This window comes from Saccharothrix sp. ALI-22-I, from assembly GCF_001984175.1.
GTDB lineage: Bacteria > Actinomycetota > Actinomycetes > Mycobacteriales > Pseudonocardiaceae > Actinosynnema.
Genome location: NZ_MTQP01000056.1, coordinates 100,989 through 124,702, shown reverse-complemented (window position 1 = coordinate 124,702; position 23,714 = coordinate 100,989). Strand labels below are relative to the sequence as shown.

Genomic DNA, 23,714 nt, shown 5'->3' with positions numbered 1-23,714 from the left:
GAGGACTTCTTGATGCGCGCCACCCGATCGGCCCTGATCGTCACGCTCGTCGCCTCCCTGTCAGCCGCGGCACCCGCGTCCGCACAAGCCGCCGACGGCGTCTACTACCTGCAAAGCGTCACCACCGGCCTGAACGCCGGCGTCTCGGGCACGTCCGTGCTCCAACGCCGGCCCAAGGGCAACGAGGACCGCCAGCAGTGGACCCTCACCGGCCGCACCCTGCGCGAAGGCACCCAGTGCCTGGGCCGTCAGGGCGACCAGGCGGTGGTGCTGTCCTGCGACAGCGCCGACGCCCAGTGGGACGTGCTGCCCGACGGCGACCGCCACCGGCTCAAGGTCCCCGGCGCCGACCGCTACCTGATCGCGTCCGGCACCGACCAGGTGCGGATCGGCACCGGCGCCGACCGCTGGTACCTCACCCCGGTGTCACCCCAACGAGTGCCCGTGCCGGCGGAGGGTGAGCGGCGGCTGGACCAGGTCACCTTCCTCACCGCGCACAACGCCTACGCCAACGGCGTGGACGGCGGCTTCGCCCCACCGTTCGTCAACCTCGCCCCCAACCAGGCGCGCGGGATCGAACAGCAGCTCAACGACGGTGTGCGCGGGTTCCAACTCGACATCCACCAGACCCCGGACGGCGCGATCCTGTGCCACAACAGCTGCACGTGGGTCAGCCGCCCGGTGGCGCTGTGGGTGGACGTGCAGCGGATCGTGGACTTCCTCAACCGCAACCCGAACGAGTTCGTCACGGTCTTCCTGGAGGACTACGTCCCCGCCGAGCTGCTGCGGTCCGAGCTCGGCCGGGTCAACGGCCTGGCGAACCTGCTGTTCCGCCCCGACAAGGCGGGCGTGCGGACCAACGGCTGGCCGACGCTGAACACCCTGCGGGCCAACGGCAAACGCCTGATGATCTTCACCGATCACGGCCGGTCGGGTGACGCGGTGCCGCGCGACAGCTTCGGCGTGATGTACCAGCCGGAGTGGACGGTGGAGAACTACTGGTCGATGGGCTCGGGCGTGGGCGGCTCGGACTGGTCCTGCTACAGCCGCTGGAGCACGCCGCTCAACCGCACCGAGCCCGGTTTCCGGCCGCTGTTCGTGATGAACCACTTCCGGGACGTGCCCGTCACCGGCACCGCGACCACCGACAACGGCAAGCTCGCCGACCGGGCCCGCCGGTTCTGCGAGCCCGCCGCCCGCAAGACCCCGACGTACCTGGCCGTGGACCACTACCACCTGGGCAACCCGATGGCGGCGGTCCAGACCCTGTCCGGCGAACGGTTTAACTAGTGGTTGTCCTGAGGACGCGGCAGTCCGCAACCGGAGGCGGTCAGGTCGACCCGGCCGCCCCCGGTCAGGCAGGGCACGATCTGGTGGGTCTGCTGCCCGTACCGGATGCCCTCGCGCACGGTCACCTCGCCGTTCGCGTCGACCTCGCACGGGTTGTTGTGCGTGCACCGCTCGCCGTTCTCGTTGCCGGTGTTGTTCACCGCCACCACCTTGCCGGTGTCCACGTCCAGCACCGGCGAGCCGGACGAGCCGCCCCTGCTGTCGCACGGCCTGGTGTAGCGCACCGAGTCGTGCCAGGTCCACCGGTCCTCCCGCAGCTCGTGCACGAAACCGTGCACGCGGCAGGAGTAGATCCGGCGCCAGTACCCGGACACCACGCGGATCTCGATACCGGCCTTTGGGTGCTCCGGCGACAGCTCCAGCACCCGCGTGCCCATCGCCTCGACCTGGGCGTAGGTCGAGGTCAGCCGGTAGAGCGCGACGTCGGTGCCCGACATCGTCGCGTAGGCCAGCCGGGACGCGCGCAGCGTGCCGAGCGAGCCGTCGCCGTCCTTGTCGAGCAGGGTGAACTGCCGGTCCACCGGCTCGTCCACCGCCACCTCGTCGGCGCCCATGAACCGCACGCAGTGCCCGTTGGTCATCACCAGCGCCGGGTCGGACGGCGAGTGCTCCGGTGGTCGGACCACCGACCCCGAGCAGCCGTTCAACGACACGATCCCGGTGAAGTCGACGTCGACACGGGTGGGCGCGGGTGCGAGCGCGGCGGAGACGGGCGTGGCGGAGGCGGGTGTGGCGGGCAGGGACAGCACGAGCACGGAGGCGAGCACGGCTACCAAGTGGCGCATGGATGTTGATCCAATCAGCCGCCGCCGAACGGCGCATCCCCGTTCACCCGCAAGCGTTATCGCCCAGCCCGCCGCCCGTTTCGCCTCACACGATGTTCAGCTCGGGTCGGAGTTCCGCGCCGAACCGCGATACGTCCAGTGCGGACACGTCCACCACCGGCTCACGACCCAGGACCAGATCGCGCAGCACCTCCCCGACCGCGGGCCCCTGCATGAACCCGTGCCCGGAAAACCCCGTGGCGTAGAGGAAACGGCCGGACCCGAGCGCGTCCCGCTCCACCAGCACCACGTCCCGCACACCGGCCTCGGCCAGGTGGAACGCCGCGCTCACCCCCATCACCCCGCCGCCGACGATGACGACGGACGCCCGGTCAGGGGAGCCGGAAGTCAAGATCGGCCTCGACGGCGGCGGTGTCCATCTGCGCCTTCTGCAACGACCCGGAGTGGTAGAACAGGCCGCGCTCCGGGTCGCCCAGGAAACCCTTGCGCGGGTGGGCATTCGTGATCCGGCCGGTCGCGGTGGAGCCGTGCACGGTGTGGTGGTCGCGAATCCAGCCGCGGTGCTTCTCGAAGCCCAGCGCGAACTTCTCGTCCATCATCGGCCCGTACAGGACGTCGTCGAACGGATCGCCGACCACGGCGGCCTCGGCGGCGACGAACTCCTCGGCGCCGACGAGGTCGACACGGGTGACGACATCGGCGAGGTCGGCGGGGTTGGTGGACACGTAGGTCGGCGTGTCCCCAGCGTGGTCGGCGCGCAGCCGGGTGCCAAGAGTCGATGGTTGTGCGGGAGGGTCAATCCGCGATGAGACCGGCCTCGTGGGCGAGGATCGCCGCTTGGACGCGGTTGTCCAGGTCGAGTCGGGTGAGGATGGCGCTGACGTGGCCCTTGACGGTGCCTTCGACGAGGCCGAGCCGGCGGGCGATCCGGGCGTTGGACAGACCGGCGCCGAGCAGGGCCAGCACGTCCCGTTCCCGTCCGGTCAGCGAGTCGGTGCGGGCACGTGCGGTGGTCGCGCGGCTCAGGCCGGTGGAGCGCAGCGTGGTGATCACCCGTGCGGCCACGCGCGGCGCGAGGTAGGCGCCGCCGCCGGCCACCGCGTGGACGCCCGCGAGCAACTCGCGCGGATCACCGGACTTGAGCAGGAAGCCCAGGGCGCCACCGTCGAGCGCCCGGGTCACGTAGGCGTCGTCGCCGAAGGTGGTCAGGATCGCCACGGCGACGGCGGGCGTCACGCGGGTGATCTCGGCGGCGGCGGCGAGACCGTCGACGTGGGGCATGCGGATGTCGAGCAGGGCGACGTCGGGGCGGTGGGCGAGGGTGAGTTCGACGGCTTCCCGGCCGTCACCGGCCTCGGCGACCACCGTGATGTCGGGGTCGGTGGAGAGGATGGCCCGCACTCCGGCGCGGATCATGGCCTCGTCGTCGGCGAGCAGTACCCGGATCACGGCTTCCCCTCGTGCGGCAGCACGGCCACGACCTCGAAGGTGTGGTCGTGGCGGCTGATGTCGAGCGTGCCGCCGACCGACCGGATGCGATCCCGCAGCGCGACCAGGCCGACGCGTCCCCCGGCGCCTCGCCGCGGTCTTGGTGGCAGGGTGTTGGTCACCGTGACGACGGTCGCGGCGTCCGCGTTCACCACCCGCACCTGGACCGCGGAACCGGCCGCGTGCTTCACGGCATTGGTCAACGCCTCGCGCACGACACCGTGGACGGCCTGATCGACCAAGGGCGGCAACAGCTGCGGACCGCTCCACTCCAGCGAGACCGCCAGACCGGCCTGCGCTGCCCGCTCGACGAGGTCTCCGACGTGTTCGGGGACCGGGTGCAGCGGTGCGGGCTCGCCGTCGCGCAGCACGGCGATGATGTCGGTCAGCCGCTCGGTGGCCGCTCCGGCCGCGTCGCGCAACTGCGCCACCGCGGCCCGGTGCCGCTCGTCGAAGTCAGGGGCGATCTCCAGCGCTCCGGCGCGCAGTGCCAGCAGGCTCAGCTCGTGTCCGAGCGAGTCGTGCATGTCGTGGGCGATGCGAGCGCGCTCCCGCAAGTGGACCCGCTCGGCTGCTGCCGCGGCCAGTTCGGTCTGCTGACGGACGGAACGGCCGAGGAACCAGGGGAGCACCACGACCAGCACCAACAACAGCAGCCCGGTGGCCCCCGCCTCCGCCTCGACCAGGACGAGCAGGACCACCAGAACCGCCCCCGCCGCGAACACCGCCATCACGGAAGCGGAGCCCGATGGGCCACGACCGGCCAGGAAGCTGATCACGCACAGCGCCACACCGAGCGCCGCGCTCCACGGGGGAACGCTGTCGTGCACGGCCAGTGCCATCGTCACCGCCGTGGCCGCGCACACACCGAGCGAGACCGGCGGAGCCTTCGCGAGCAGCGCCACGGCCACGACCGGCGCCGACAGCGCACCGGCCAGAGCCCACCCCCCGAGTTCCTCGTGGGCGAAGGCGACCACTGCCAGCAGCGCGCCGAGCGACGTCAGCGCCCACGGCGGGACGGGCGACTTCCGCGACCAGCCGCCTTCGGAACGCCTCACGGTCCCCGACGCTACCGTGCCGCGACCAGGTGCGACGCCGTCGGCGAGGGCACGTCCAACACCACCCGTCCCGCCTCCACCAACCGCATCACGGCGAGCGCGGTGAACGCCTTGCTCACCGAAGCCACCGGCATCAACGCCACCACCGCAACCAGCACAATTCGCCGCCAACACCTGTCCTGCCGCACAGCGCACCCCGATCGTCCGGTCGACGTCGGTCACGCTAGAAATCCCCGGACCCCGGCACAGGACCCGAACGACACCCCCCACCCCTGACCTTCGTCAGGGGTGTCGCTACTCGCCCTTCTCGCCGTCCGCCAGTTCGCGCAGGAAATCCAGGTGGCCGACGTGTCTGCCGGTTTCCTGCACCAAGTGCGCGAGCACCCAGCGCACCGTGCGGCCGTTGCCTTCGTGGTCGCCGCGGGTCCGGTCGTCCGGGCCCAGGCCTTTGAGCGCGTCCTCGGACCGGGCCCACTCGGCGCGGTACTCGGCGATCACCGACTCCACCGTGTCGCCCTCGTGAAGCAGCCACGACGCGTCCGCGTCCTCGCCCCACAGCGACGGCAGCTCCACGCCGCCCGCCTCGATCGACAGCCACCACCGCTCCACCGCGGTCAGGTGCCGCAGCACGCCGAGCGCGCTCACCACCGGCGACGTCGGGATGGGCGTGGCCGAGGCGTCCGCCCAGCTCAAACCCTCCACCTTCAACACGGCGGTCAGCCGCAGGAAGGTCAGGAAATCGGTCATCAACAGCAGCTCGTCGTGAGCGTCCGCTGCGGGCCACACGCGTTCGTTCGAACTCATGTTCGGCACCCTACGACACCCTAGGACGTCTTGCGGTACCAGCGCGGCGACGTGTTGACCGGCGGCTTCAGCGCCGTCGCCCGCACGACCAGGACGTTGGGCCCCGAGCGCCGCACGTACTCGCCCAGTCGCGCGCGGAACGCCTCGCCGAAACCGTCCACAGCGGACGCTTCCACGCCGAAGCTCCCGGCCAGCGCGACGAAGTCCGGCGACCGCAGGTCCACCCCGAACGGCTCGTGCCCGGCCCGCACCTGGTCGTGCCGCAACATCCCGTACCCGCCGTCGTCCACCAGCACCACCGTCACCGGCAGCTGCTCCTGCGCGGCGGTCGCCAGGTCACCGCACGCGAACAGGAACCCGCCGTCACCGCAGACCGCGACCACCCGCCCGGTCAGCGCCGCGCCCAGAGCGGCCGGGAACCCGAAACCGAGCGTGCCCCACCCGACCGGGTAAGCCAGCGCGCGCGGTCGGGTGATCCGGCCGAACCCGCCGACCCAGTACCCGGCCACGCACATGTCGGCCACCACCCGGTGACCCTCCAACGCCTCCAGCAACGGCACCGCCCGCGGCTCGTCGGCCTCCACCGCCTTGCGCACCAGGTCGTTCAGCTCGGCGACGCGCGCGGCGACCCCGGCGTCCGGCCGCGCGGGAACCGCTTCGGCCAGCGCCGACACCACGATCCGCGCGTCACCGCGCAACGTCACGTCCGGCGGGTAGTTCCGAATCGTTTCAACGTTGACGTTCAGCAACCGGCGCGGCGCGGGCTGGAGCCAGTTCTGCGTCATCATCCCGTCGAAATCGCTGCCCACCCCGATGACCAGGTCCGCCTCGTCCCACAGCGCGCCCACCTCCGGCAGGTGCACGGGTCCGTGCACCACGTGCGGGTGGTCGACCAGCCCACGCGCGCCGTACGTGGTGACGATCGGCGCGCCGATCCGCTCGGCCAACGCGGCCACCGCCTCGCCCGCACCCGACCGCGCGGCCCCGCCACCGGCCCAGATCAGCGGACGTCCGGCCTCGGCCACCAACCCGACCCCCGCGCTCACGTCCGGCACGGACGGCGCGCGGGTCGGGATCCGGTTCCACACGCCGGCGTCCGCGGTGAGGAAGTCGGTCGGCACGCCCAGGTAGACCGGCCCCTGCGGCGCGGTGGTGGCCAGCAGCGCGGCGCTGTCGGCGTAGATGCCGATCGACTCGGCCGCGCGCAGCGTCCACCCGCCCTTCACCACGGGCAGGAACATCGCCCGCTGGTCACGCGTCTCGTGCAGCACGCCCCGGTACTCACCGGGACGGCGCAGCGTCGACGGGATGTCGGTGGCGATGACCAGCAGCGGCGTCCCGGACGCGTGCGCCTCGCCGGTCGCGCCCAGGCAGTTGGCCGCACCCGGACCGGTGGTCACCAGCACGACACCCAACCGCCCGGTGGCACGGGCGTAGCCGTCGGCCGCGTACACCGCCGTCTGCTCGTGCCGGACGCCGACCAGCCGGATCCCGGAGGTCCGCAACGCCTCCCACACGGGCAGGTTGTGCACACCGGGCAGCCCGAACACGACCTCGACGCCGTGCGCGGCCAACACCCTCAGCAACCGCTCCGCCCCGCTCACCATGCGGCAGACGCTAGGGACGCGGGGCCGCCCCGGCAACGTCACGCGTCCGGTTGCACCAACGGCACGACCGCGGAGAAACGTCCGTGAAACCGGGTATCGCGCTTTGCTATCGTCGGAAACGGCGTGTGTGAGCAGACGTGAGGCTGGAGCCACTCCCCGGCAACCGGGTGGCGTGATCCGCCGCGGGGTGGGGGCACCCCTGCTCACGGAGCAGTACCGACGACCATTGGACGACGCGTGTTCGCGTCCTTGTTGCGCCGAGCCGGGCGGCGGGAGCGAGGACTGCCATGGCGCGATCGTCGTTGACCGAACAGCTGGTCGACCTCCGCCGGACCTACACCGGCGAAAACCTCACCCAGGCCGTGCCCGCGGTGAAAGCCGTGCTGCACGACCTGCCCGACGACCGGCGCGAACGCGTGGTCGACGCCCTGCGGGGCAAGGCCGACGTGCGCGGCCTTTTCCTGCCCGACGCGCAGGACGACGACCAGCGCGCGCTCGAATGCGTGGTGCTGCAAGCGGGCCTGGACGCCGCCGGGCACCTGCAACTGCGCCCGCCCGCGAGCATGCTGCGCCCGGCGCACGCGTTCCGCACCGTCGAGCCGGGCGTGCACCTCCGCCTGCACCTCACCGAACACGCCCTGGGCCCGCTGCTCTACGAGCTGCTGCCGCGCTACGACGAGTCGTGGGTGGCGGGCGCGCCCGGCCTGCGGGTCACCCACCACCCGCGTTCGGTGGAGCTGCGGCTGGTCGGCCTCGACGCAACCGTGAACCCCCCGGCTGTGCACCTCGCGGGCGTGGACGAGCGGGCGTGGGCGGACGGCCTGAAGTACGTGCGGAACCTGCTCAAGGGCCGCAACCTGGGCGGTACGTTCATCGACGGCCCGCTCACCGCCGCCGAGCGCGACCACCTGGCGGAGACGCCGCGCCCGACGGGCGTGGGCAGCGCCGTGCTGCGCCGCTACCACCTGTTCAGCGCCGCGCCGTGGGTGCGCGCACTGGCCATGGGCGACAGGTGGTGGGTCGAGTGGCCGACGAGCCTGGGCGTGCCGGCGGTGGCCGACCGGCTGCTGCACCCCGTGTTCGGCCTGCCCGATTCGGTGGAGGTGCCCAGTGCAGGCGGCGGCCTCGGCATCTCCACCGGCTGGTACGACCTGTTCCTGCGCGAGGTGGAGGGCCCGGACCCGGCGCACGAGCCCGCGCTGGCCGCGTTCGAGTGGCCGGAGGGCGTGACGGGCTGGTGGGAGCCGCCGCAGTCGGTGAAGTGAATCGATCGGGGGTGCCGGGCGGCCACGATCCGGCACCCCCGATCGGGGAACACCCGCGCATGAGTGGTGTCCACAATGCATTCAGCCGATCGGCTGCGTCCCAACCGACGAAGTGGACTCCGGTGGCCGCGATCACGGCCGGACCGCACCGGCACCGCCCGGCACGCTTGTAGACTGCGCTTTCGTCCGACGCGACCGCGTCGAGCCGCCGAAGAGTGTCAGGAGGACCCCGGTGACCAACCAGGCTGCCGAGGCCCAGCCAGAGGTCGCGCCCAAGCGCGTGCTCGTGGCCGAGGACGAAGCCCTCATCAGACTCGACCTGGTCGAGATGCTGCGCGAAGAGGGGTACGAGGTGGCCGGTCAGGCCGCCGATGGCGACGAGGCGGTCACGCTGGCCACCGAGCTGCGACCGGACCTGGTCATCATGGACGTGAAGATGCCCAAGGTGGACGGTATCGAGGCCGCGTCGGTGATCGCCGGCAAGCGCATCGCGCCGGTCGTCATCCTGACCGCGTTCAGCCAGCGCGACCTGGTGGAACGCGCGCGGGACGCCGGGGCGATGGCCTACCTGGTCAAGCCGTTCGCCAAGCGCGACCTGGTGCCCGCGATCGAGTTGGCGATGAGCCGGTTCGCCGAGTTGCAGGCGTTGGAGAACGAGGTCGCCGGGCTCACCGAGCGGCTGGAGACGCGCAAGGCCGTCGAGCGCGCCAAGGGATTGCTGATGACCAAGCAGGGTCTGTCGGAACCCGAGGCATTCCGTTGGGTGCAGCGCACCGCGATGGACCGCCGCACGACGATGAAGGCAGTCGCCGAAGCCGTCATCGAAAACTTCGGGTGAGTAACCCGGCGGGGGATACCCGTTCGAGTATCGGACGGCCTACCCGGCCATTGTTGGTTACTGCCCGCATTGGCTTTGTGACCTGCGGCGATTTGAGCTGGATTTGAGGTTGTTAACTCTGGGGCTTTTTTCGTTGACTTCGCATGACTACCGTCACGATGTGGACACAGAGCAGTAAGACCACCTGTTCACCGAAGTGATCTGAAGCTACGTTCCTGCCCTAACCCACGCCCTCGTGTGAGGGCTCTTCCGCCTACCGGCGGGTTGGTTGGTGTCTTGGGAGGTATTCCGGTGTCAGGAGCACGACTCGGCCGAGTTCTGGCGCTGGCGGCGGCTTCGTCGCTGGTGCTCGCGGCTTGCGCTGGAGGCGGCGGCGGTACCGACGCGGGTGGCGACGTCACCTCGGTCAAGGTCGGGTTCATGGGTGACCTCACCGGCGAGAGCTCGGCGATCGTGATCCCGCCCCGGAACGGGGCCGTGATGGCGATCGACGAGTACAACGCCACGAACCCGAAGGTCAAGATCGAGCTGGTCCAGTACGACAGCCAGGGCAAGCCCGAACAGGCCACCGGTCTGGTCACGAAGGCCGTCACCCAGGACAAGGTCGTCGCCCTGATCGGGCCGGCCTTCTCCGGTGAGTCCAAGGCCGTCGGCGGTCTGCTGGAGGAGAGCAAGATCCCCAGCGTCTCGCCGTCCGCGACGAACCCCGGTCTGGCCGAGAACGGCTGGACCTACTGGCACCGCGTCGTGGCCAACGACGCCGACCAGGGTCCCGGCATCGCCGAGTTCCTGGTGAAGGCCAAGGCCCCGAAGAAGGCGTTCGTCCTGTCCGACGACCAGGAGTACAGCGTCGGCCTGGCCGAGACCGTCGCCAAGTCGTTCACCGACGCCGGCGTCGCGGTCGAGACCGACAAGTTCTCCAAGGACGCGTCCGACTACTCCTCCACGGTCACCAAGGTCCGCTCGGCGAACCCGGATGTGATCGTCTTCGGTGGCTACTACGCCCAGGGCGGCCGGCTGCTCAAGCAGCTGCGTGACGGTGGCGTGACCGCCACGTTCGCCTCCGGTGACGGCTCGCTCGACCAGCAGCTCGTCACCGGCGCGGGTGCCGCCGCGGCCGAGAACGCCGTCCTCGCCTGCCCGTGCAACATCCCGTCCGCCGACGTGACCGGCCCGCTGAAGACGTTCTTCGACAACTACAAGAAGAGCGCCAACGTGGACCCGGCCATCTACGCGACCGAGGGCTACGACGCGGCGACCGTGTTCATCAAGGCCATCCAGGCGGGCAACACCACCGGCGAGAAGATCAACGAGTACCTGAAGACGATCAGCTTCGAGGGTGTCTCCAAGCCGATCAAGTTCAAGGCGAACGGTGAGCCGGAGAACAACGCCATCTTCATCTACCAGGTCAAGGCTGGCGTCCTGAAGCTGCTGGGCCCGGCGGAGGAAGCGAAGATCGAGGGCTGATCCGAGACGGATCAGGCAAGCAAGCTAGTGCGCTGGGGAGCGGGAGCGTCGTGGGAACGACTGCTCCCGCTCCCCACCCCTATGGCGAAGTTTCTCTCCCAGCCCGTCTCGTGAGGCAAACCTGTCATGCTTGATGATTTCCTCAACCAGTTCCTGCCCAGTACGGTGGGCGGACTGGTGTTCGGCTCCATCTACGCGCTCGTCGCCCTCGGCTACACGATGGTTTACGGCGTGCTGCGTCTGATCAACTTCGCGCACTCCGAGATCTTCATGATCGGCACGTTCACGTCGCTCGTGGTGATCACGGCGATCGCGCCCGCGTCGCCGCTCACCGGTATCGCCCTGTTCGGCGTGATGCTGTTGATCATCGTGCTGTCCGCCGCGGTCTCCGGCGGCGCCGCGATCCTGCTGGAGCTGGTGGCCTACCGGCCGCTGCGCAGAAAAGGCGCGACCAGGCTCACGGCCCTGATCTCCGCCATCGGCGCGTCGCTCTTCCTGCAAGAGCTGTTCGCGCTGGTCATCATCCCCTGGTTGACCGGCAAGCCCGGTCGCAACCAGCAATCCTCGCCCCGCCTGGTCGACCGCGACACGGTGTTCAGCATCGGCAACGCGGACGTCCGCACCGACCACATCATCGTCGTGGTCGCCGCGGTCATCATGATGATCGCGCTGGACCGCCTGGTGAACCGCACCAAGATCGGCCGCGGTATCCGCGCCACCGCCCAGGACCCCGAAGCCGCCGTCCTCATGGGCGTCAGCATCGACAACATCGTGCGGGTCACGTTCCTGCTCGGTGGCGCGATGGCGGGCGTCGCGGGCGCGCTTTACCTGATGGAGTTCGAGAACACCGTCTACAACGTCGGTTTCGTGCTCGGCATCAAGGCGTTCACCGCGGCCGTGCTCGGCGGAATCGGCAACCTCCGCGGCGCACTGCTCGGCGGTATCGTGCTCGGCCTCATCGAGAACTGGGGCGCGATCTTCCTGGGATCGGAGTGGAAGGACGTCATCGCGTTCACCGTGCTGGTGGTCGTGTTGATGTTCCGACCGACCGGCATCCTCGGCGAATCCCTTCAGAAGGCCCGCGCATGAAAGGCAACGGAGTGACTGGCAACGCGAATCCGTTGAGGCGCGTGGGCGCCCTGGTCGACGGCGCCCGCGACTGGTGGGAACACGCCAAGGCGTGGCAGCGGTACGCGGTGTACCTGGGCGCGGTCGTGTTCGCGCTGATCCTGCCCGCGCCGGCGATCGGCACGTTCATGTCGCCCGGCTCGGACTGGACCACGGTGCTGATCTACCCGATCGGCACCTACATCCTGCTGGCCGTCGGCCTGAACGTGGTGGTCGGCCAGGCGGGCCTGCTCGACCTCGGGTTCGTCGCGTTCTTCGCGATGGGCGGCTATTCGGTGGCCTACTTCGGCACCGAGTACGGCTGGAACTACTGGGCGACCGCGGTGATGGGCATCGCGATGGCCGCGGTGTCCGGCGTCATCCTCGGCGCGCCGACGCTGCGGTTGCGCGGCGACTACCTGGCGATCGTGACGCTCGGCTTCGGTGAGATCGTCCGCATCACCGCGAACAACACCGACGAGATCGGCGGCGCGCGCGGCATCACCAACGTGCCGCACCCGACGGACATCCCCGGCGTCGTGGACTTCGGGCTCCTCCCCGCGCCGTACTACTACCTGATCGTGATCGCCATCGTGTTGGTGATCATCTTCTCGGTGCGGCTCCAGAAGAGCCGGGTCGGCCGCGCGTGGGCCGCGATCCGCGAGGACGAGGACGCGGCCGAGCTGATGGGCGTGCCGACGTTCAAGTTCAAGCTGCTCGCGTTCGCCATCGGCGCCATGATCGGCGGTCTCGCGGGCGGCCTCCACGCGGGCCGGGCGGTGTTCATCGAACCGAACACCTTCCCGTTCATCCTGTCCGCGACCATCCTCGCCGCGGTCGTGCTCGGTGGCGCGGGCAACCTGCCCGGCGTCATCCTCGGCGCGTTCGTCATCGCCTGGCTGCCCGAGCGGTTCCGCGAGGTCAACTGGCTCAAGGACCTGCTGGGCCGGGACCCGGCCGAGTACCGCATCCTGCTGTTCGGCGGTGTGCTGGTGCTGATGATGGCGCTGCGGCCGGAGGGCCTGCTGCCCTCCCGGCGGCGCAAGGCGGAACTGCACGAGGGCACCGGCGGCATGGGCACCATGGGTGCCGAGGTCACCGGCCCGGACACCGATGTCTCGACGGAGGCGGCCAAGTGAGCACTCCCGTCCTTCAGCTGGACAACGTGACCATGCGCTTCGGCGGCGTGGTCGCCCTGCGCGAAGCGAAGATCAGCATCGCGCCGGGCGAGATCTTCGCCCTGATCGGCCCGAACGGCGCCGGCAAGACCACCGTGTTCAACGTGGTCACCGGCGTCTACCAGCCCACCGAGGGCCAGGTGCTGTTCAACGGGACGCGGATCGACGGCACCAAGCGGTTCAAGATCACCAAGCTGGGCATCGCCCGCACGTTCCAGAACATCCGGCTGTTCCACAACATGTCGGCGCTGGAGAACGTGATGGTGGGCGCGGACGCGCACCACAAGACCGGTGCGATCGGCGCCACGCTGAACCTGCCCTGGCACCGCAAGGAGGAGAAGCGCGGCCGTGAGCTGGCGCGGGAGCTGCTCGACTTCGTCGGCATCCCCGGCCGGATGACCGAGACCGCGAAGAACCTGCCCTACGGCGACCAGCGGCGGCTGGAGATCGCCCGCGCGCTGGCCACCGATCCGAAGCTGCTGCTGCTCGACGAGCCCGCGGCGGGCATGAACCCGGCCGAGAAGGAAGCGCTCCAGGCGCTCATCCGCAAGATCCGCGACAGCGGCCGGACCGTGCTGCTGATCGAGCACGACATGAGTCTGGTCATGGGCGTCAGCGACCGCGTGGCGGTGCTGGACTTCGGCCAGCTGATCGCAGAAGGGCTCCCGCACGAAGTGCAGACCAACCCGAGGGTCATCGAGGCCTACCTGGGGGTGTCCGAAGATGCTTCTTGAGATCAAGGACATCCACGTCCACTACGGCAAGATCGCCGCGATCAAGGGCATCAGCCTCGAAGTGGACGAAGGTGAGATCGTCTCGCTCATCGGCGCCAACGGCGCGGGCAAGACGACCACGCTCAAGACGATCTCCGGCCTGCGCCCGCTGACCAGCGGCAAGGTGCTGTTCAACGGCGAGGACATCTCCAAGATGCCCGGCCACAAGCGGGTCATGGCGGGCATCGGCCAGTCACCGGAAGGCCGCGGCGTGTTCCCCGGCATGACGGTGCAGGAGAACCTGCTCATGGGCGCCTACACCCGCAAGGACGAGCTCGCTGCGGACCTGGCCGAGGTCTACGAGCTGTTCCCGCGGCTGGCGGAGCGCAAGAGCCAGTTCGGCGGCACCATGTCCGGCGGCGAGCAGCAGATGATCGCCATCGGCCGGGCGTTGATGACCAAGCCGAAGGTGCTCCTGCTCGACGAGCCGTCGATGGGCCTCGCGCCCATGCTCATCGCGCAGATCTTCCAGATCATCAAGGAGATCAACAAGCGCGGCACCACCGTGCTGCTGGTGGAGCAGAACGCGCAGCAGGCGCTGAAGCTCTCCGACCGCGCGTACGTGCTGGAGACCGGACGGGTGGTGAAGAGCGCACCCGGACCGGCGCTGCTGGACGACCCCCAGGTGCGCGCGGCGTACCTCGGCGGTCACTGAACCCGATCCACCCCCGGAGATCCCGCCGGCCCCGCCGCTACGGCTGGGCCAGCGGGATCTCCGTGCTCGACTGGTCCTTCAGGTCGGTCAGCGTCGGACCGCCGTACACCCGCAGGGCCAGCGGCTTCGCGTCCTTGGGCAGGTCGTAGTAGACGTCGTACTCCAGGCGCACGTTCGCGCCCAGGTCGATCGTCTCCGGCTGCCGCTTGATGGTCATGGCCTGCGAGTCCACCGTGTACTCGGTCTCGCGGTCGTCGATCATCACGTGCCGGCGCGCGTCGAACGACACGCTGCTGCGGCCGTTGTTGATCACGCTCATCCGGACCCGCACGAACTGGCCCTTGGCGTGGAACTCGGCGTGGCTGCCGATGATCGTCGGCATCTCGGTGGTCAGCCCGATCAGCGTGAACGCCGTGTCGCCGTCCGCCGTGGTGGGGATCTTCAGCGCCTTCTCGTCCGGCCGCACCGTCACCGCCGGCACCGGGTACGTCGCGGCCGAGGTCGGCGCGGACTCCGGCCCGGGTCCGGCCTCCAGCGGCGTGTCACCGCACCCGGCCGCCAGCACCACGACCATCACCGGCACCAGCCGTCGCACGCGCGCCTCCACACCACGAGTTCTACGCCCGGCGCCCGCCGAATTCCACATCGGTTGGGACACGACTGCACCTTCACACTTTCGGTGCATCCTTGAGGAAGCACGTGAGCCGGGCCGTGCACGCGCGCCGCCCCTGCTCGTCGGTGAGGACGATCTCGAAGGTGGCGGTGCTGCGACCGCGGTGGATCGGCGTGCACACCCCCGTGACGACGCCCTCGGTGACGCCCCGGTGGTGCGTGCAGGACAGCTCCAAGCCGACGGCCAGCCGGTCCGGCGCCGCGTGCATCGTCGCCGCGTACGAGCCCAGGGTCTCCGCGAGCACCGCGTTGGCGCCGCCGTGCAGCAGCCCGTACGGCTGCCGGTTGCCCTTCACCGGCATCGTCCCGACCAACCGATCGGCGTTCCAGTCGGTGATCTCGATGCCGAGCCTGTTCGTCAACTGCTCGTGGGCGACGCCCTGGTCGATACCAGGCAGGTCCTCGGGCGCTGTCGTCATGTGTCCCCCAGCCGGTGCGAAACTGTCGGACCTCCACCCTAGACTCGCCGCGTGAGCACTTCAGAAGCCTCCCGCCTGCTGCTGGTCGACGGCCACTCGATGGCCTACCGGGCGTTCTTCGCGCTGCCCAAGGAGAACTTCCAGACCGGCACGGGACAGACCACCAACGCGGTCTACGGCTTCACGTCGATGCTGATCAACCTGCTGCGCGACGAGAAGCCCACGCACATCGCGGTGGCGTTCGACGTCTCGCGCAAGACCTTCCGCACCGAGGCCTACGCCGAGTACAAGGCCGGTCGCAGCGCGACACCGGACGAGTTCCGCGGCCAGGTGAGCCTCATCGAGGACGTGCTGGGCACGCTGTCCATCCCGTCGCTCTCGAAGGAGAACTACGAGGCCGACGACCTGATCGCCACCCTCACCACCCAGGCCACCGCGCTGGGCTACGAGGTGCTCATCTGTACCGGCGACCGCGACGCGTTGCAGCTGGTCACCGACAAGGTGACGGTGCTGTACCCGGTCAAGGGCGTGTCCGAGATGGCCCGGTACACCCCCGAGCTGGTGCTGGAGAAGCAGGGCGTGCCGCCCGAGCTGTACGCCGACTACGCGGCCGTGCGCGGCGACTCGTCGGACAACCTGCCGAACACCCCCGGCGTCGGCCCCAAGACGATCGTGAAGCTGCTCACCCAGTTCGGATCGCTCAACAACCTGATCGACCACGTGGACGAGGTGCCCGGCAAGGTGGGCGACGCGCTGCGCGCGAACCTGTCCAACATCATGCTCAACCGGCAGCTCACCGAGCTGGTGCGGGATGTCGAGCTGCCCCTGGGGCCCGCCGACCTGGAAGCCCGGTCGTGGGACCGGGACGCGGTGCACCGGCTGTTCGACGAGCTGGAGTTCCGGGTGCTGCGGGACCGGCTGTTCGCCACCCTGTCCACCGCCGAGCCGGAGGCCGAGGAGGGCTTCTCGGTCAGCGGCGGCGCGGTGCCAGTCGGCTCGGTGGCGTCCTGGCTCGACGCGCACGCGCGTTCCGGCCGGGTCGGCATCGCGTTCCGCTCGTCCGGCGGCGACCTGGAGGGCCTGGCGCTGGCCGCGGTCGGCGGCGAGGGCGGGTACATCGAGGTCTCCTCGCTCACCGAGGAGGACGAGAACGCGCTGGCCGCGTGGCTGGCCGACGAGTCGGTGGTGAAGGCGGCGCACGACCTGAAGCTGCCGTTGCGCGCGCTGCGGGCCCGCGGCTGGAAGCTGCGCGGGGTGAACAGCGACACCGCGCTGGCCGCGTACCTGGTGCGGCCCGGCCAGCGGTCGTTCGCGCTGGACGACCTGGCGCTGCGCTACCTCCAGCGGGAGCTGCGCGCCGAGGAGCCGGACGACGGGCAGCTGTCGCTGCTTGCCGACGAGGAAGAGGACCGCCAGAAGACCGCGCAGGCCACGATCGTGCGGGCGTTCGCCGTCGCCGAGCTGGCCGACGCGCTGGACCGGGAGCTGGTCGACACCGGCCAGCAGTCGCTGCTCGCGACGCTGGAACTGCCGCTGATGGTCGTGCTCGACGAGGTGGAGGCGGTCGGCATCGCGATCGACTCCGAGCACCTCGCGGCGCTGGAGGCGCACTTCGCGGCGGGCGTGAAGCAGGCGGCGCAGGACGCGTACTCGGTGATCGGCAAGGAGATCAACCTCGGCTCGCCCAAGCAGCTGCAGACGGTGCTGTTCGACGAGCTGAACATGCCGAAGACGAAGAAGACCAAGACCGGGTACACGACGGACGCGGACGCGTTGCAGAACCTGTTCGAGGCCACGCAGCACCCGTTCCTCCAGCACCTGCTCGCGCACCGGGACGTGACCAGGCTGAAGTCCACGGTCGACGGGCTGCTCAAGTCGGTGGCCGACGACGGCCGCATCCACACCACGTTCCACCAGACGATCGCGGCGACCGGCCGGCTGTCGTCCACGGACCCGAACCTGCAGAACATCCCGATCCGGACCGACGAGGGCAGGCGCATCCGCGAGGCGTTCGTGGTCGGGCCGGGCTACGCCGAGCTGATGACCGCCGACTACAGCCAGATCGAGATGCGGATCATGGCGCACCTGTCGGAGGACGCGGGCCTGATCGAGGCGTTCCGCAGCGGCGAGGACCTGCACACGTTCGTCGCCTCGCGGGCGTTCTCGGTGCCGACGTCGGAGGTGTCGGGCGAGCAGCGCCGCCGGGTGAAGGCCATGTCGTACGGGCTGGCGTACGGGTTGTCCGAGTACGGGCTGGCGCAGCAGCTGCGGATCTCGGCGGTGGAGGCGCGGGAGCAGATGGAGGCGTACTTCGCCCGGTTCGGCGGGGTGCGCGACTACCTGCACGAGGTGGTGGAGGACGCCCGGAAGAAGGGCTACACCGAGACGATCCTCGGCCGGCGGCGCTACCTGCCGGACCTGAACAGCGACAACCGGCAGCGCCGGGAGATGGCCGAGCGGATGGCGTTGAACGCGCCGATCCAGGGCAGCGCGGCGGACATCATCAAGGTGGCCATGCTCGGCGTGTTCCGCGCGCTGGAGGAGTCCGGGTTGAGGTCGCGGATGCTGCTCCAGGTGCACGACGAACTCGTGCTGGAGATCGCCGAGGGCGAGCGCGAACAGGTGGAGGCGCTGGTCCGGGAACACATGGGTCGGGCGTACGAATTGTCGGTGCCTTTGGAGGTCTCGGTGGGCGTCGGGCGTTCGTGGGACGCCGCCGCCCACTAGATCCGGCGCCCCGAGGGTGCGGCGTCAGCGGAGAGGTGTGACCCGGACGTCCCGCGCGGTCAGCTCGGCGCCGCACTCGTCGCAGGCCACGTGCACCCCGACGCCGCCGCCGCACGAACGGTGGTGGAGGTCGTACGACGGGCCCTCGTCCGGCGCCATCCAGCGGTTGCCCCACTTCCGCAGGGCCATCAGCACCGGGTAGAGGTCCAGGCCCTTCTCGGTCAGCCGGTACTCGTACCGCGTCCGCACGTCCTTGTACGCCTCGCGGCGCAGGATGCCCTCCTCGACCAACGTGCCCAGGCGTTCGGCCAGCACGCTGCGGGAGATGTCCATCTCCGACTGGAAGTCCTCGAACCGCCGCGTCCCCAGGAACGCCTGCCGCAGCAGCAGCAACGTCCACCGCTCACCGAGCAGGGCGGCGGGCAACGACACCGGGCACAGCTCGTCGACAACCTTCACGGGGGCCATGTCCACCGACGATACCCCTTGCATTCGGAAAACGAATCCAGCTACGGTTCGGATTCCGAACCCAAGGGGTCGCCCGTCATGAGAGTCCGCGAACTGCACGCCGCCGAGGCCGGTGACGCCGTCGACACCGTCTTCCGCGGCCTGTCCGCGCAGAGCCGCTACCTGCGCTTCCACGCCCCGGTGCCCCGCCTCACCGCGTCCATGCGCCGCCGCCTCACCGACCTCGACGGCCACCGCAAGGCCGCCGTCGTCGCCGAGTGCCACCGCACACCCGTCGGCATCGCCCGCCTGATCGCCACCAGCGAGGACACCGCCGAGATCGCCCTCGCCGTCGTCGACCCCTGGCAGCGCAAAGGCGTCGGCACCAGGCTCATCGACGCACTCGGCCGACTCGCCACCGACCTGCGCTACACCGAGCTCCACGGCGACGTCCTCGGCGAGAACCAGCCGATGCTGCGCCTGATCGCCCGCGTCTTCCCCGGCGCCCGCCTGACCAGGGACGAGGACGACGTCATCCGGGTCAGCTACCCGCTCACGTTCGAGTTGACCCACGAGGAGCTGGTGGCGGATCTCCGGTGGTGAGCAGAATGGCCCTATGCGACGGATCTTCGGGTTGGCGCTCATCCTGGTCCTGTTGGCACCACCGGCCTCGGCAGCGGGCTCGCCCGGCTTGCCCGGCTCGCCCGGTGACCAGCCGCTCCCCGGCTACACCATCAGCAACCCGCCACTGCCGCCCGCCCAGATCGGCGGCCAACCGTCACGGGTCCTGCAAGGCGTCCACGAACACGCCGCCTACATCATCGAGGTCCCGCCGCGCTGGAACGGCCGCCTCGCCATGTGGGCGCACGGCTACCGCGGCACGGGCACCGTGCTCACCGTCGACCCGCCCGCCTACGGCCTGCGCCAGAAGCTCCTCGACCAGGGCTTCGCCTGGGCCGCCTCCAGCTACTACGCCAACAACTACGACGTGAAAGCCGGCGTCCTGAGCACGCACGACCTGGCCGAGCACTTCCGGAAGCTGGTCGGCAAACCCAAGGACACCTTCATCGTCGGCGTCTCCATGGGCGGCCACGTCATCGGCCGGTCGCTGGAGCAGTTCCCCGGCTTCTACAAGGCCGCCCTGCCGGTGTGCGGCGTGCTCGGCGACCAGGAGCTGTTCGACTTCTTCCTCGACTACAACCTCACCGCGCAGGCCGTCAGCGGCATCCGCGCCTGGCCGACGCCGGACGACTACGTCAGCGCGGTCGTCCCCCGCATCCAGGCCGAACTCGGCCTGACCGGCACCCCGAACGAGCGCGGCGCGCAGTTCGTCTCGATCGTCACCAACCGCACCGGCGGCCCACGTCCCGGCGCGGCACCGGCGTTCGCGTTCTGGAAGGACTTCCTGTTCGGCCTCGGTGCCGCCGCGACCGGCGAGAGCCTGTCCACCAACCCGTCGCAGCTCGCCACCAACGTCGTGACCCGGTACGAGCCGAACACGCCGGTCGACGTCAACCGCGAAGTCGAACGCGTCTTCCCGGAGAACGTGAAGGCCCGCGTCACGCCGAAGCTGACCGAGGTGCCACGCATCGCCGGCCGCCCGACCGCGCCGGTGCTGTCGCTGCACAACCTCGGGGACCTGTTCGTGCCGTTCTCGATGGAGCAGATCTACGAGCGGGACGTGCAGCGCAACGGGCGCAGCCACCTGCTCGCGCAGCGCGCGATCCGTGCGGTCAACCACTGCGAGTTCAGCCCGAACGAGGTCGGCGCCGCGTGGGACGACCTGGTCACGTGGGCCGACACCGGTCGTCGGCCCGCGGCGGACGTCGTGGACGACCCGGCCGTCGTCGCCGCGCCGAACTACGGCTGCCGTTTCAGCGACCCCGCCGCCTACACCGACCCCAACAGCACCCGCCGCCTCTTCCCGGCCTGCTAGGCGACCCGACGGGTCAGCACGACGTTCGGCCGCCCTTGACGGGGTGCGGACCACTCCGGCTAGCGTGTCCGGCTAGCGTGAGGAAAACGCTTACCTGGAGGCCTGGGCATGGCACGCAGGCGTTACGCGGTCGTGGGTACCGGCGCACGGGCCGAACGGCACATCGACGCGATCGTCCGGCACGCGGAGTTCGGGGAGCTGGTCGCGTTCTGCGACGTCAACCCCACCCGCATGGCCGTGCACAACGAACGCCTCGACCGGCCCGTGCCGACCTACGCGGCCGAGGACTTCCTCCGAATGCTGGCCGCCGAGCGGGTCGACGTCGTCGTGGTCACCACCGTCGACCGGCACCACGACACCTACATCGTGGAGGCGTTGGACGCGGGGTGCGACGTCGTCACCGAGAAACCGATGACGGTCGACGCGCCGAGCGTCGGCAAGATCTTCGACGCGGTGGAGCGCAACGACGGCCAGGTCACCGTCGCGTTCAACTACCGGTACAACCCGGTGCACGAGAAGGTCCGCGAACTCCTGACCGAAGGCGCGGTAGGCGAGATCGGATCGGTGCACTTCGAGTGGCTGCTCGACGTCCGCCACGGCGCCGACTACTTCCGCCGCTGGCACCGGGACAAGGCCAACTCCGGCGGCCTGATGGTCCACAAGGCCACGCACCACTTCGACCTGCTCAACTGGTGGGTCGACTCCGTGCCCGAGGTCGTGTACGCGCACGGCCGGCTGTTCTTCTACGGCGAAGAGAACGGCGAACGCCACGGCTACCACCGCCCCTACGACCGGGTCCACGGCTCACCGGAAGCGCAGGACGACCCGTTCGCCCTGCACATCGAGCGCAACGACTGGCTACGCCGGCTCTACCTCGACGCCGAACACGACGACGGCTACCACCGCGACCAGAACCCCTTCGCCCCCGGCGTGTCCATTGAGGACGACATGTCGGTGCTGGTCCGCTACGCCAACGGCGCCGACCTGACCTACCACCTCACCGCCTACTCCCCGTGGGAGGGCTACCGCCTGATGGTCAACGGCAGCAGGGGACGGCTGGAGCTGGAGGTCGTAGAGAACACCTGGGTCAGCGGCCAACAGCCCGCCGTGCACGGCAAACAGGCCAACCCCGAGGAGTCCCGGGTCCGTCTGACCGTCCAGCCACTGTTCGAGCAAGCCCACGAGATCCCACTGGAACTAGCCACCGGCGGTCATGGCGGCGCCGACCAACGCATGACCGAGGTCCTGTACGGCACACCCGGCCAACCCGACCCACTGGGACGCCACGCCACCCACCGCGACGGCGCCCTCTCCCTGCTCACCGGCTTCGCCGCCAACCGCAGCTTCGAAACCGGCGACCCCGTACGCGTACTGGAACTACTAGACCTCCGCTAGCGCCCGCACTAGCACCCCCGCCAGCACCCGCCGGCCCCCTGACCACGCGTTACCGCCGCACCACGACGCTGCTCATGCCAACCACCAGCAGCCGGCTGCGCCGCCCTGCCCGCTACCCGGCCTCCGCTTGCCGACCTCCGCTGGCCCCTGCCCGACCGCCGGCCCCCTGCCCGACTGTCGACCGGCGTCCCAGCGGGTCGGGTTGGTCGCCTGCTGGCCTCCGCCTGCGCCAGAGCCCGTGGTGGCTGAGCGTCCGTGGTGGCCGAGCGCGTGGTGGGCGCCTTCGCCAGTGTCCGCCTTCGTCCTGCTGTTCGACCCCGCGTCCGGCGCTGTGCCCACTGGTCCCGCCGTGCCGCCTCCTTCTTCTCTCCCGGCAACGTCAATGGTGCGCTGAAAGTTTCCGTCGAATCTTCCATTCACGGATGGTTCGCTCACTCGGGTGATCTTCACTCCGTGTTCCGGACTCGCCACCGGCGGTTGCGGTGCGGCGGTAGCCTGGCTCGGTGCCGCTCTTGGGACCAGCCGACGAGTTGCCGCACCCGCCGCGCCGGGTGCTCGTGGCCGGTACGTCGGGCTCGGGGAAGTCGACGCTGGCGAGTCTCGTCGCACGCGCGCTCGGGCTGTCCTATGTGGAGATGGACTCGCTGTTCCATGGTCCACAGTGGACACCGAGGCCGGAGTTCGAGGCTGACGTGCGCCGGTTCGTCAAACTGGGCGCGTGGGCTACCGAGTGGCAGTACAGCCTGGCTCGGCCGTTGCTGCTGGAGCACGCCGACACGTTGCTCTGGTTGGACCACCCGCGGCACGTGGTGATGCGGCGGGTGGCGGTGCGGACGGCGGTGCGGCGGTTCCGCCGGCAGGAACTGTGGAACGGTAACGTCGAACCGCCGCTGCGGACGGTGTTCACCGATCCCGAACACCTGCTGCGGTGGGCGTGGAAATCGCACGGGCGCACCGGCGAACGGGTCCGCGCCGTGCTCGAAGGCGAGCACGGCGATCGACTGGCGGTGGTGCGGTTGCGCGGGCAGCGTGAGGTCGACCAATGGCGGTCCGGGCCTCTGCGTCGGGCCGCCGAACGCGGCGAGGAGTCGGTGCGATGAGCGAGCGGACGGCGTTGGTGCTGGGCGGCACCGGGATGCTGAAGGGGTGCGCGGACGAGCTGCTGGCCCAGGGGTGGCAGGTGGTGCTGCCCAGCCGCCGGCCGGACGGGACGTTGGGCAGTGCGGCCAAGGCGGCCCTGCGCGGGCGCAGCCACGTGCCGCACGTGAGCCGGGCCGAGACCGGGCAGCAGGGCGGGCAACGGGTCGCGGTCGCGGCGGACTGGTCCCTGCCGCGCGAGTTGGCCGACCGGGTCCGGGAGGTGATGGAGCGGCCGGCGGACCTGCTGGTGGCGTGGGTGCACGCGAGTTACCGGGACGACGTGCTCCAGGCCGTCGCGCCCCTGCTCGCCCCGCACGCCCCGGTGGTTGAGGTGCACGACAGCGCTGCCATCCGCGCGGTGCGCGGCGTGCCCGACCCGGCGTTGGAGGGCCACCCGACGCAGCAGGTGGTGCTGGGGTTCGTCCGGCACGGCGGCAAAACCCACTGGCTCAGCCACGAGGAGGCGTCGGTGGGCGTGCTCGAAGCCGTGCACCGAGCCCTGGACGGCAGACCGCCGTCGGTGCACCAGGTCGGCGAGGTCGACACCTGGGTCATGCGGCGCTAGGCGTCGGGTGACCACCCGGACGGGAGCGTGTGCCGCAA

General features: G+C 70.1%; 25 protein-coding genes. 14 read left to right on the top strand and 11 right to left on the bottom strand.

The features are described 5' to 3' along the window. Window positions 1-12 precede the first annotated feature (12 nt). Window positions 13-1,290, top strand: coding sequence for a PI-PLC domain-containing protein (locus tag ALI22I_RS15800; protein ID WP_077006241.1), 1,278 nt, complete (start codon window positions 13-15; stop codon window positions 1,288-1,290). On the opposite strand, the gene ALI22I_RS15795 is transcribed toward ALI22I_RS15800, so the two are convergent. From ALI22I_RS15795 to ALI22I_RS15760, 8 genes are all read right to left on the bottom strand, one after another. Beyond that, window positions 1,287-2,135: a S1 family peptidase gene (locus ALI22I_RS15795; RefSeq protein WP_077006240.1), complete on the bottom strand. Its 849-nt coding sequence runs from the start codon at window positions 2,133-2,135 to the stop codon at window positions 1,287-1,289. The two genes, ALI22I_RS15800 and ALI22I_RS15795, sit on opposite strands and share 4 nt — an antisense overlap. Before the next feature lie 85 nt (window positions 2,136-2,220). Then, window positions 2,221-2,526, bottom strand: a complete 306-nt coding sequence (locus ALI22I_RS54680; RefSeq protein WP_274522973.1) for an FAD-dependent oxidoreductase — start codon at window positions 2,524-2,526, stop codon at window positions 2,221-2,223. Then, on the bottom strand, window positions 2,507-2,860 hold the full coding sequence (locus tag ALI22I_RS53680) for a hypothetical protein (protein ID WP_077006239.1): 354 nt from the start codon (window positions 2,858-2,860) through the stop codon (window positions 2,507-2,509). The genes ALI22I_RS54680 and ALI22I_RS53680 overlap by 20 nt, the downstream gene beginning before the upstream one ends. Window positions 2,861-2,930: 70 nt before the next feature. Beyond that, entirely contained in the window at window positions 2,931-3,584 is a 654-nt protein-coding gene (locus tag ALI22I_RS15780; protein WP_077006238.1) for a response regulator, read from the bottom strand. Then, a complete protein-coding gene (locus ALI22I_RS15775) occupies window positions 3,581-4,681 on the bottom strand; it encodes a sensor histidine kinase (RefSeq protein ID WP_238598384.1) in 1,101 nt (366 codons plus the stop codon). Before ALI22I_RS15775 ends, ALI22I_RS15780 begins: the two co-directional genes overlap by 4 nt. Window positions 4,682-4,692: 11 nt before the next feature. After that, window positions 4,693-4,815, bottom strand: a complete 123-nt coding sequence (locus ALI22I_RS49220; RefSeq protein WP_238598383.1) for a beta-lactamase family protein — start codon at window positions 4,813-4,815, stop codon at window positions 4,693-4,695. Window positions 4,816-4,975: 160 nt separating this feature from the next. Then, a complete protein-coding gene (locus tag ALI22I_RS15765; protein ID WP_143532228.1) occupies window positions 4,976-5,485 on the bottom strand; it encodes a DinB family protein in 510 nt (169 codons plus the stop codon). A 20-nt stretch (window positions 5,486-5,505) separates the two neighbouring features. Continuing rightward, complete coding sequence (locus tag ALI22I_RS15760) at window positions 5,506-7,092, bottom strand: thiamine pyrophosphate-binding protein (RefSeq protein ID WP_077006236.1); 1,587 nt, start codon at window positions 7,090-7,092, stop codon at window positions 5,506-5,508. 287 nt (window positions 7,093-7,379) lie between these two features. Between ALI22I_RS15760 and ALI22I_RS15755 the strand changes: the two genes are divergently transcribed. The 7 genes from ALI22I_RS15755 to ALI22I_RS15725 all read left to right on the top strand — a co-directional run bounded on the left by ALI22I_RS15755 (window position 7,380) and on the right by ALI22I_RS15725 (window position 14,375). After that, window positions 7,380-8,357: a hypothetical protein gene (locus ALI22I_RS15755; RefSeq protein WP_077006235.1), complete on the top strand. Its 978-nt coding sequence runs from the start codon at window positions 7,380-7,382 to the stop codon at window positions 8,355-8,357. Between the two features lie 232 nt (window positions 8,358-8,589). Continuing rightward, window positions 8,590-9,195, top strand: a complete 606-nt coding sequence (locus ALI22I_RS15750) for an ANTAR domain-containing response regulator (protein ID WP_077006234.1) — start codon at window positions 8,590-8,592, stop codon at window positions 9,193-9,195. A 291-nt stretch (window positions 9,196-9,486) separates the two neighbouring features. Beyond that, window positions 9,487-10,662, top strand: coding sequence for a branched-chain amino acid ABC transporter substrate-binding protein (locus tag ALI22I_RS15745; protein ID WP_077006233.1), 1,176 nt, complete (start codon window positions 9,487-9,489; stop codon window positions 10,660-10,662). 126 nt (window positions 10,663-10,788) lie between these two features. Further along, window positions 10,789-11,751: a branched-chain amino acid ABC transporter permease gene (locus ALI22I_RS15740; protein ID WP_077006232.1), complete on the top strand. Its 963-nt coding sequence runs from the start codon at window positions 10,789-10,791 to the stop codon at window positions 11,749-11,751. Beyond that, window positions 11,748-12,908: a branched-chain amino acid ABC transporter permease gene (locus ALI22I_RS15735; RefSeq protein ID WP_077006231.1), complete on the top strand. Its 1,161-nt coding sequence runs from the start codon at window positions 11,748-11,750 to the stop codon at window positions 12,906-12,908. The genes ALI22I_RS15740 and ALI22I_RS15735 overlap by 4 nt, the downstream gene beginning before the upstream one ends. Window positions 12,909-12,940: 32 nt before the next feature. Then, window positions 12,941-13,681 (top strand): ABC transporter ATP-binding protein, encoded by a 741-nt coding sequence (locus ALI22I_RS15730; RefSeq protein ID WP_143532235.1) that lies wholly within the window; start codon window positions 12,941-12,943, stop codon window positions 13,679-13,681. Beyond that, window positions 13,671-14,375 (top strand): ABC transporter ATP-binding protein, encoded by a 705-nt coding sequence (locus ALI22I_RS15725; protein ID WP_077006229.1) that lies wholly within the window; start codon window positions 13,671-13,673, stop codon window positions 14,373-14,375. The genes ALI22I_RS15730 and ALI22I_RS15725 overlap by 11 nt, the downstream gene beginning before the upstream one ends. A 37-nt stretch (window positions 14,376-14,412) precedes the next feature. On the opposite strand, the gene ALI22I_RS15720 is transcribed toward ALI22I_RS15725, so the two are convergent. After that, on the bottom strand, window positions 14,413-14,970 hold the full coding sequence (locus ALI22I_RS15720; protein WP_238598381.1) for a DUF4352 domain-containing protein: 558 nt from the start codon (window positions 14,968-14,970) through the stop codon (window positions 14,413-14,415). Between the two features lie 73 nt (window positions 14,971-15,043). Beyond that, a complete protein-coding gene (locus ALI22I_RS15715) occupies window positions 15,044-15,466 on the bottom strand; it encodes a hotdog fold thioesterase (RefSeq protein WP_077006228.1) in 423 nt (140 codons plus the stop codon). A 51-nt stretch (window positions 15,467-15,517) separates the two neighbouring features. Between ALI22I_RS15715 and polA the strand changes: the two genes are divergently transcribed. After that, the gene (polA, locus tag ALI22I_RS15710; RefSeq protein ID WP_179118247.1) at window positions 15,518-18,193 is read left to right on the top strand and encodes a DNA polymerase I; all 2,676 of its coding nucleotides are present in this window, start codon (window positions 15,518-15,520) and stop codon (window positions 18,191-18,193) included. 24 nt (window positions 18,194-18,217) lie between these two features. Here polA and ALI22I_RS15705 read toward each other — a convergent pair whose 3' ends face one another. After that, window positions 18,218-18,661 (bottom strand): winged helix-turn-helix transcriptional regulator, encoded by a 444-nt coding sequence (locus tag ALI22I_RS15705; protein WP_077006227.1) that lies wholly within the window; start codon window positions 18,659-18,661, stop codon window positions 18,218-18,220. A 78-nt stretch (window positions 18,662-18,739) separates the two neighbouring features. Here ALI22I_RS15705 and ALI22I_RS15700 point away from each other — a divergent pair, with 78 nt between their 5' ends. From ALI22I_RS15700 to ALI22I_RS15680, 5 genes are all read left to right on the top strand, one after another. After that, window positions 18,740-19,243, top strand: coding sequence for a GNAT family N-acetyltransferase (locus ALI22I_RS15700; RefSeq protein WP_143532227.1), 504 nt, complete (start codon window positions 18,740-18,742; stop codon window positions 19,241-19,243). A gap of 13 nt (window positions 19,244-19,256) precedes the next feature. After that, the gene (locus tag ALI22I_RS15695; protein ID WP_077006225.1) at window positions 19,257-20,576 is read left to right on the top strand and encodes a hypothetical protein; all 1,320 of its coding nucleotides are present in this window, start codon (window positions 19,257-19,259) and stop codon (window positions 20,574-20,576) included. A gap of 108 nt (window positions 20,577-20,684) precedes the next feature. Continuing rightward, window positions 20,685-21,971, top strand: coding sequence for a Gfo/Idh/MocA family protein (locus ALI22I_RS15690; protein ID WP_077006224.1), 1,287 nt, complete (start codon window positions 20,685-20,687; stop codon window positions 21,969-21,971). A 503-nt stretch (window positions 21,972-22,474) separates the two neighbouring features. Continuing rightward, window positions 22,475-23,071 (top strand): AAA family ATPase, encoded by a 597-nt coding sequence (locus ALI22I_RS15685; protein ID WP_077006223.1) that lies wholly within the window; start codon window positions 22,475-22,477, stop codon window positions 23,069-23,071. Next, window positions 23,068-23,676: a hypothetical protein gene (locus tag ALI22I_RS15680; protein ID WP_083751754.1), complete on the top strand. Its 609-nt coding sequence runs from the start codon at window positions 23,068-23,070 to the stop codon at window positions 23,674-23,676. Before ALI22I_RS15685 ends, ALI22I_RS15680 begins: the two co-directional genes overlap by 4 nt. Window positions 23,677-23,714: the final 38 nt, after the last annotated feature.

Bases quoted from the DNA above. Each gene is read 5' to 3' on its own strand.
- ALI22I_RS15800 (WP_077006241.1), top strand. From the start codon at position 13: ATGCGCGCCACCCGATCGGCCCTGATCGTCACGCTCGTCGCCTCCCTG.
- ALI22I_RS15795 (WP_077006240.1), bottom strand. From the start codon at position 2,135: ATGCGCCACTTGGTAGCCGTGCTCGCCTCCGTGCTCGTGCTGTCCCTG.
- ALI22I_RS49220 (WP_238598383.1), bottom strand. From the start codon at position 4,815: ATGCCGGTGGCTTCGGTGAGCAAGGCGTTCACCGCGCTCGCCGTGATG.
- ALI22I_RS15765 (WP_143532228.1), bottom strand. From the start codon at position 5,485: ATGAGTTCGAACGAACGCGTGTGGCCCGCAGCGGACGCTCACGACGAG.
- ALI22I_RS15760 (WP_077006236.1), bottom strand. From the start codon at position 7,092: ATGGTGAGCGGGGCGGAGCGGTTGCTGAGGGTGTTGGCCGCGCACGGC.
- ALI22I_RS15755 (WP_077006235.1), top strand. From the start codon at position 7,380: ATGGCGCGATCGTCGTTGACCGAACAGCTGGTCGACCTCCGCCGGACC.
- ALI22I_RS15740 (WP_077006232.1), top strand. From the start codon at position 10,789: ATGCTTGATGATTTCCTCAACCAGTTCCTGCCCAGTACGGTGGGCGGA.
- ALI22I_RS15735 (WP_077006231.1), top strand. From the start codon at position 11,748: ATGAAAGGCAACGGAGTGACTGGCAACGCGAATCCGTTGAGGCGCGTG.
- ALI22I_RS15730 (WP_143532235.1), top strand. From the start codon at position 12,941: ATGCGCTTCGGCGGCGTGGTCGCCCTGCGCGAAGCGAAGATCAGCATC.
- ALI22I_RS15725 (WP_077006229.1), top strand. From the start codon at position 13,671: ATGCTTCTTGAGATCAAGGACATCCACGTCCACTACGGCAAGATCGCC.
- ALI22I_RS15715 (WP_077006228.1), bottom strand. From the start codon at position 15,466: ATGACGACAGCGCCCGAGGACCTGCCTGGTATCGACCAGGGCGTCGCC.
- ALI22I_RS15705 (WP_077006227.1), bottom strand. From the start codon at position 18,661: ATGGCCCCCGTGAAGGTTGTCGACGAGCTGTGCCCGGTGTCGTTGCCC.
- ALI22I_RS15700 (WP_143532227.1), top strand. From the start codon at position 18,740: ATGAGAGTCCGCGAACTGCACGCCGCCGAGGCCGGTGACGCCGTCGAC.
- ALI22I_RS15695 (WP_077006225.1), top strand. From the start codon at position 19,257: ATGCGACGGATCTTCGGGTTGGCGCTCATCCTGGTCCTGTTGGCACCA.
- ALI22I_RS15690 (WP_077006224.1), top strand. From the start codon at position 20,685: ATGGCACGCAGGCGTTACGCGGTCGTGGGTACCGGCGCACGGGCCGAA.
- ALI22I_RS15680 (WP_083751754.1), top strand. From the start codon at position 23,068: ATGAGCGAGCGGACGGCGTTGGTGCTGGGCGGCACCGGGATGCTGAAG.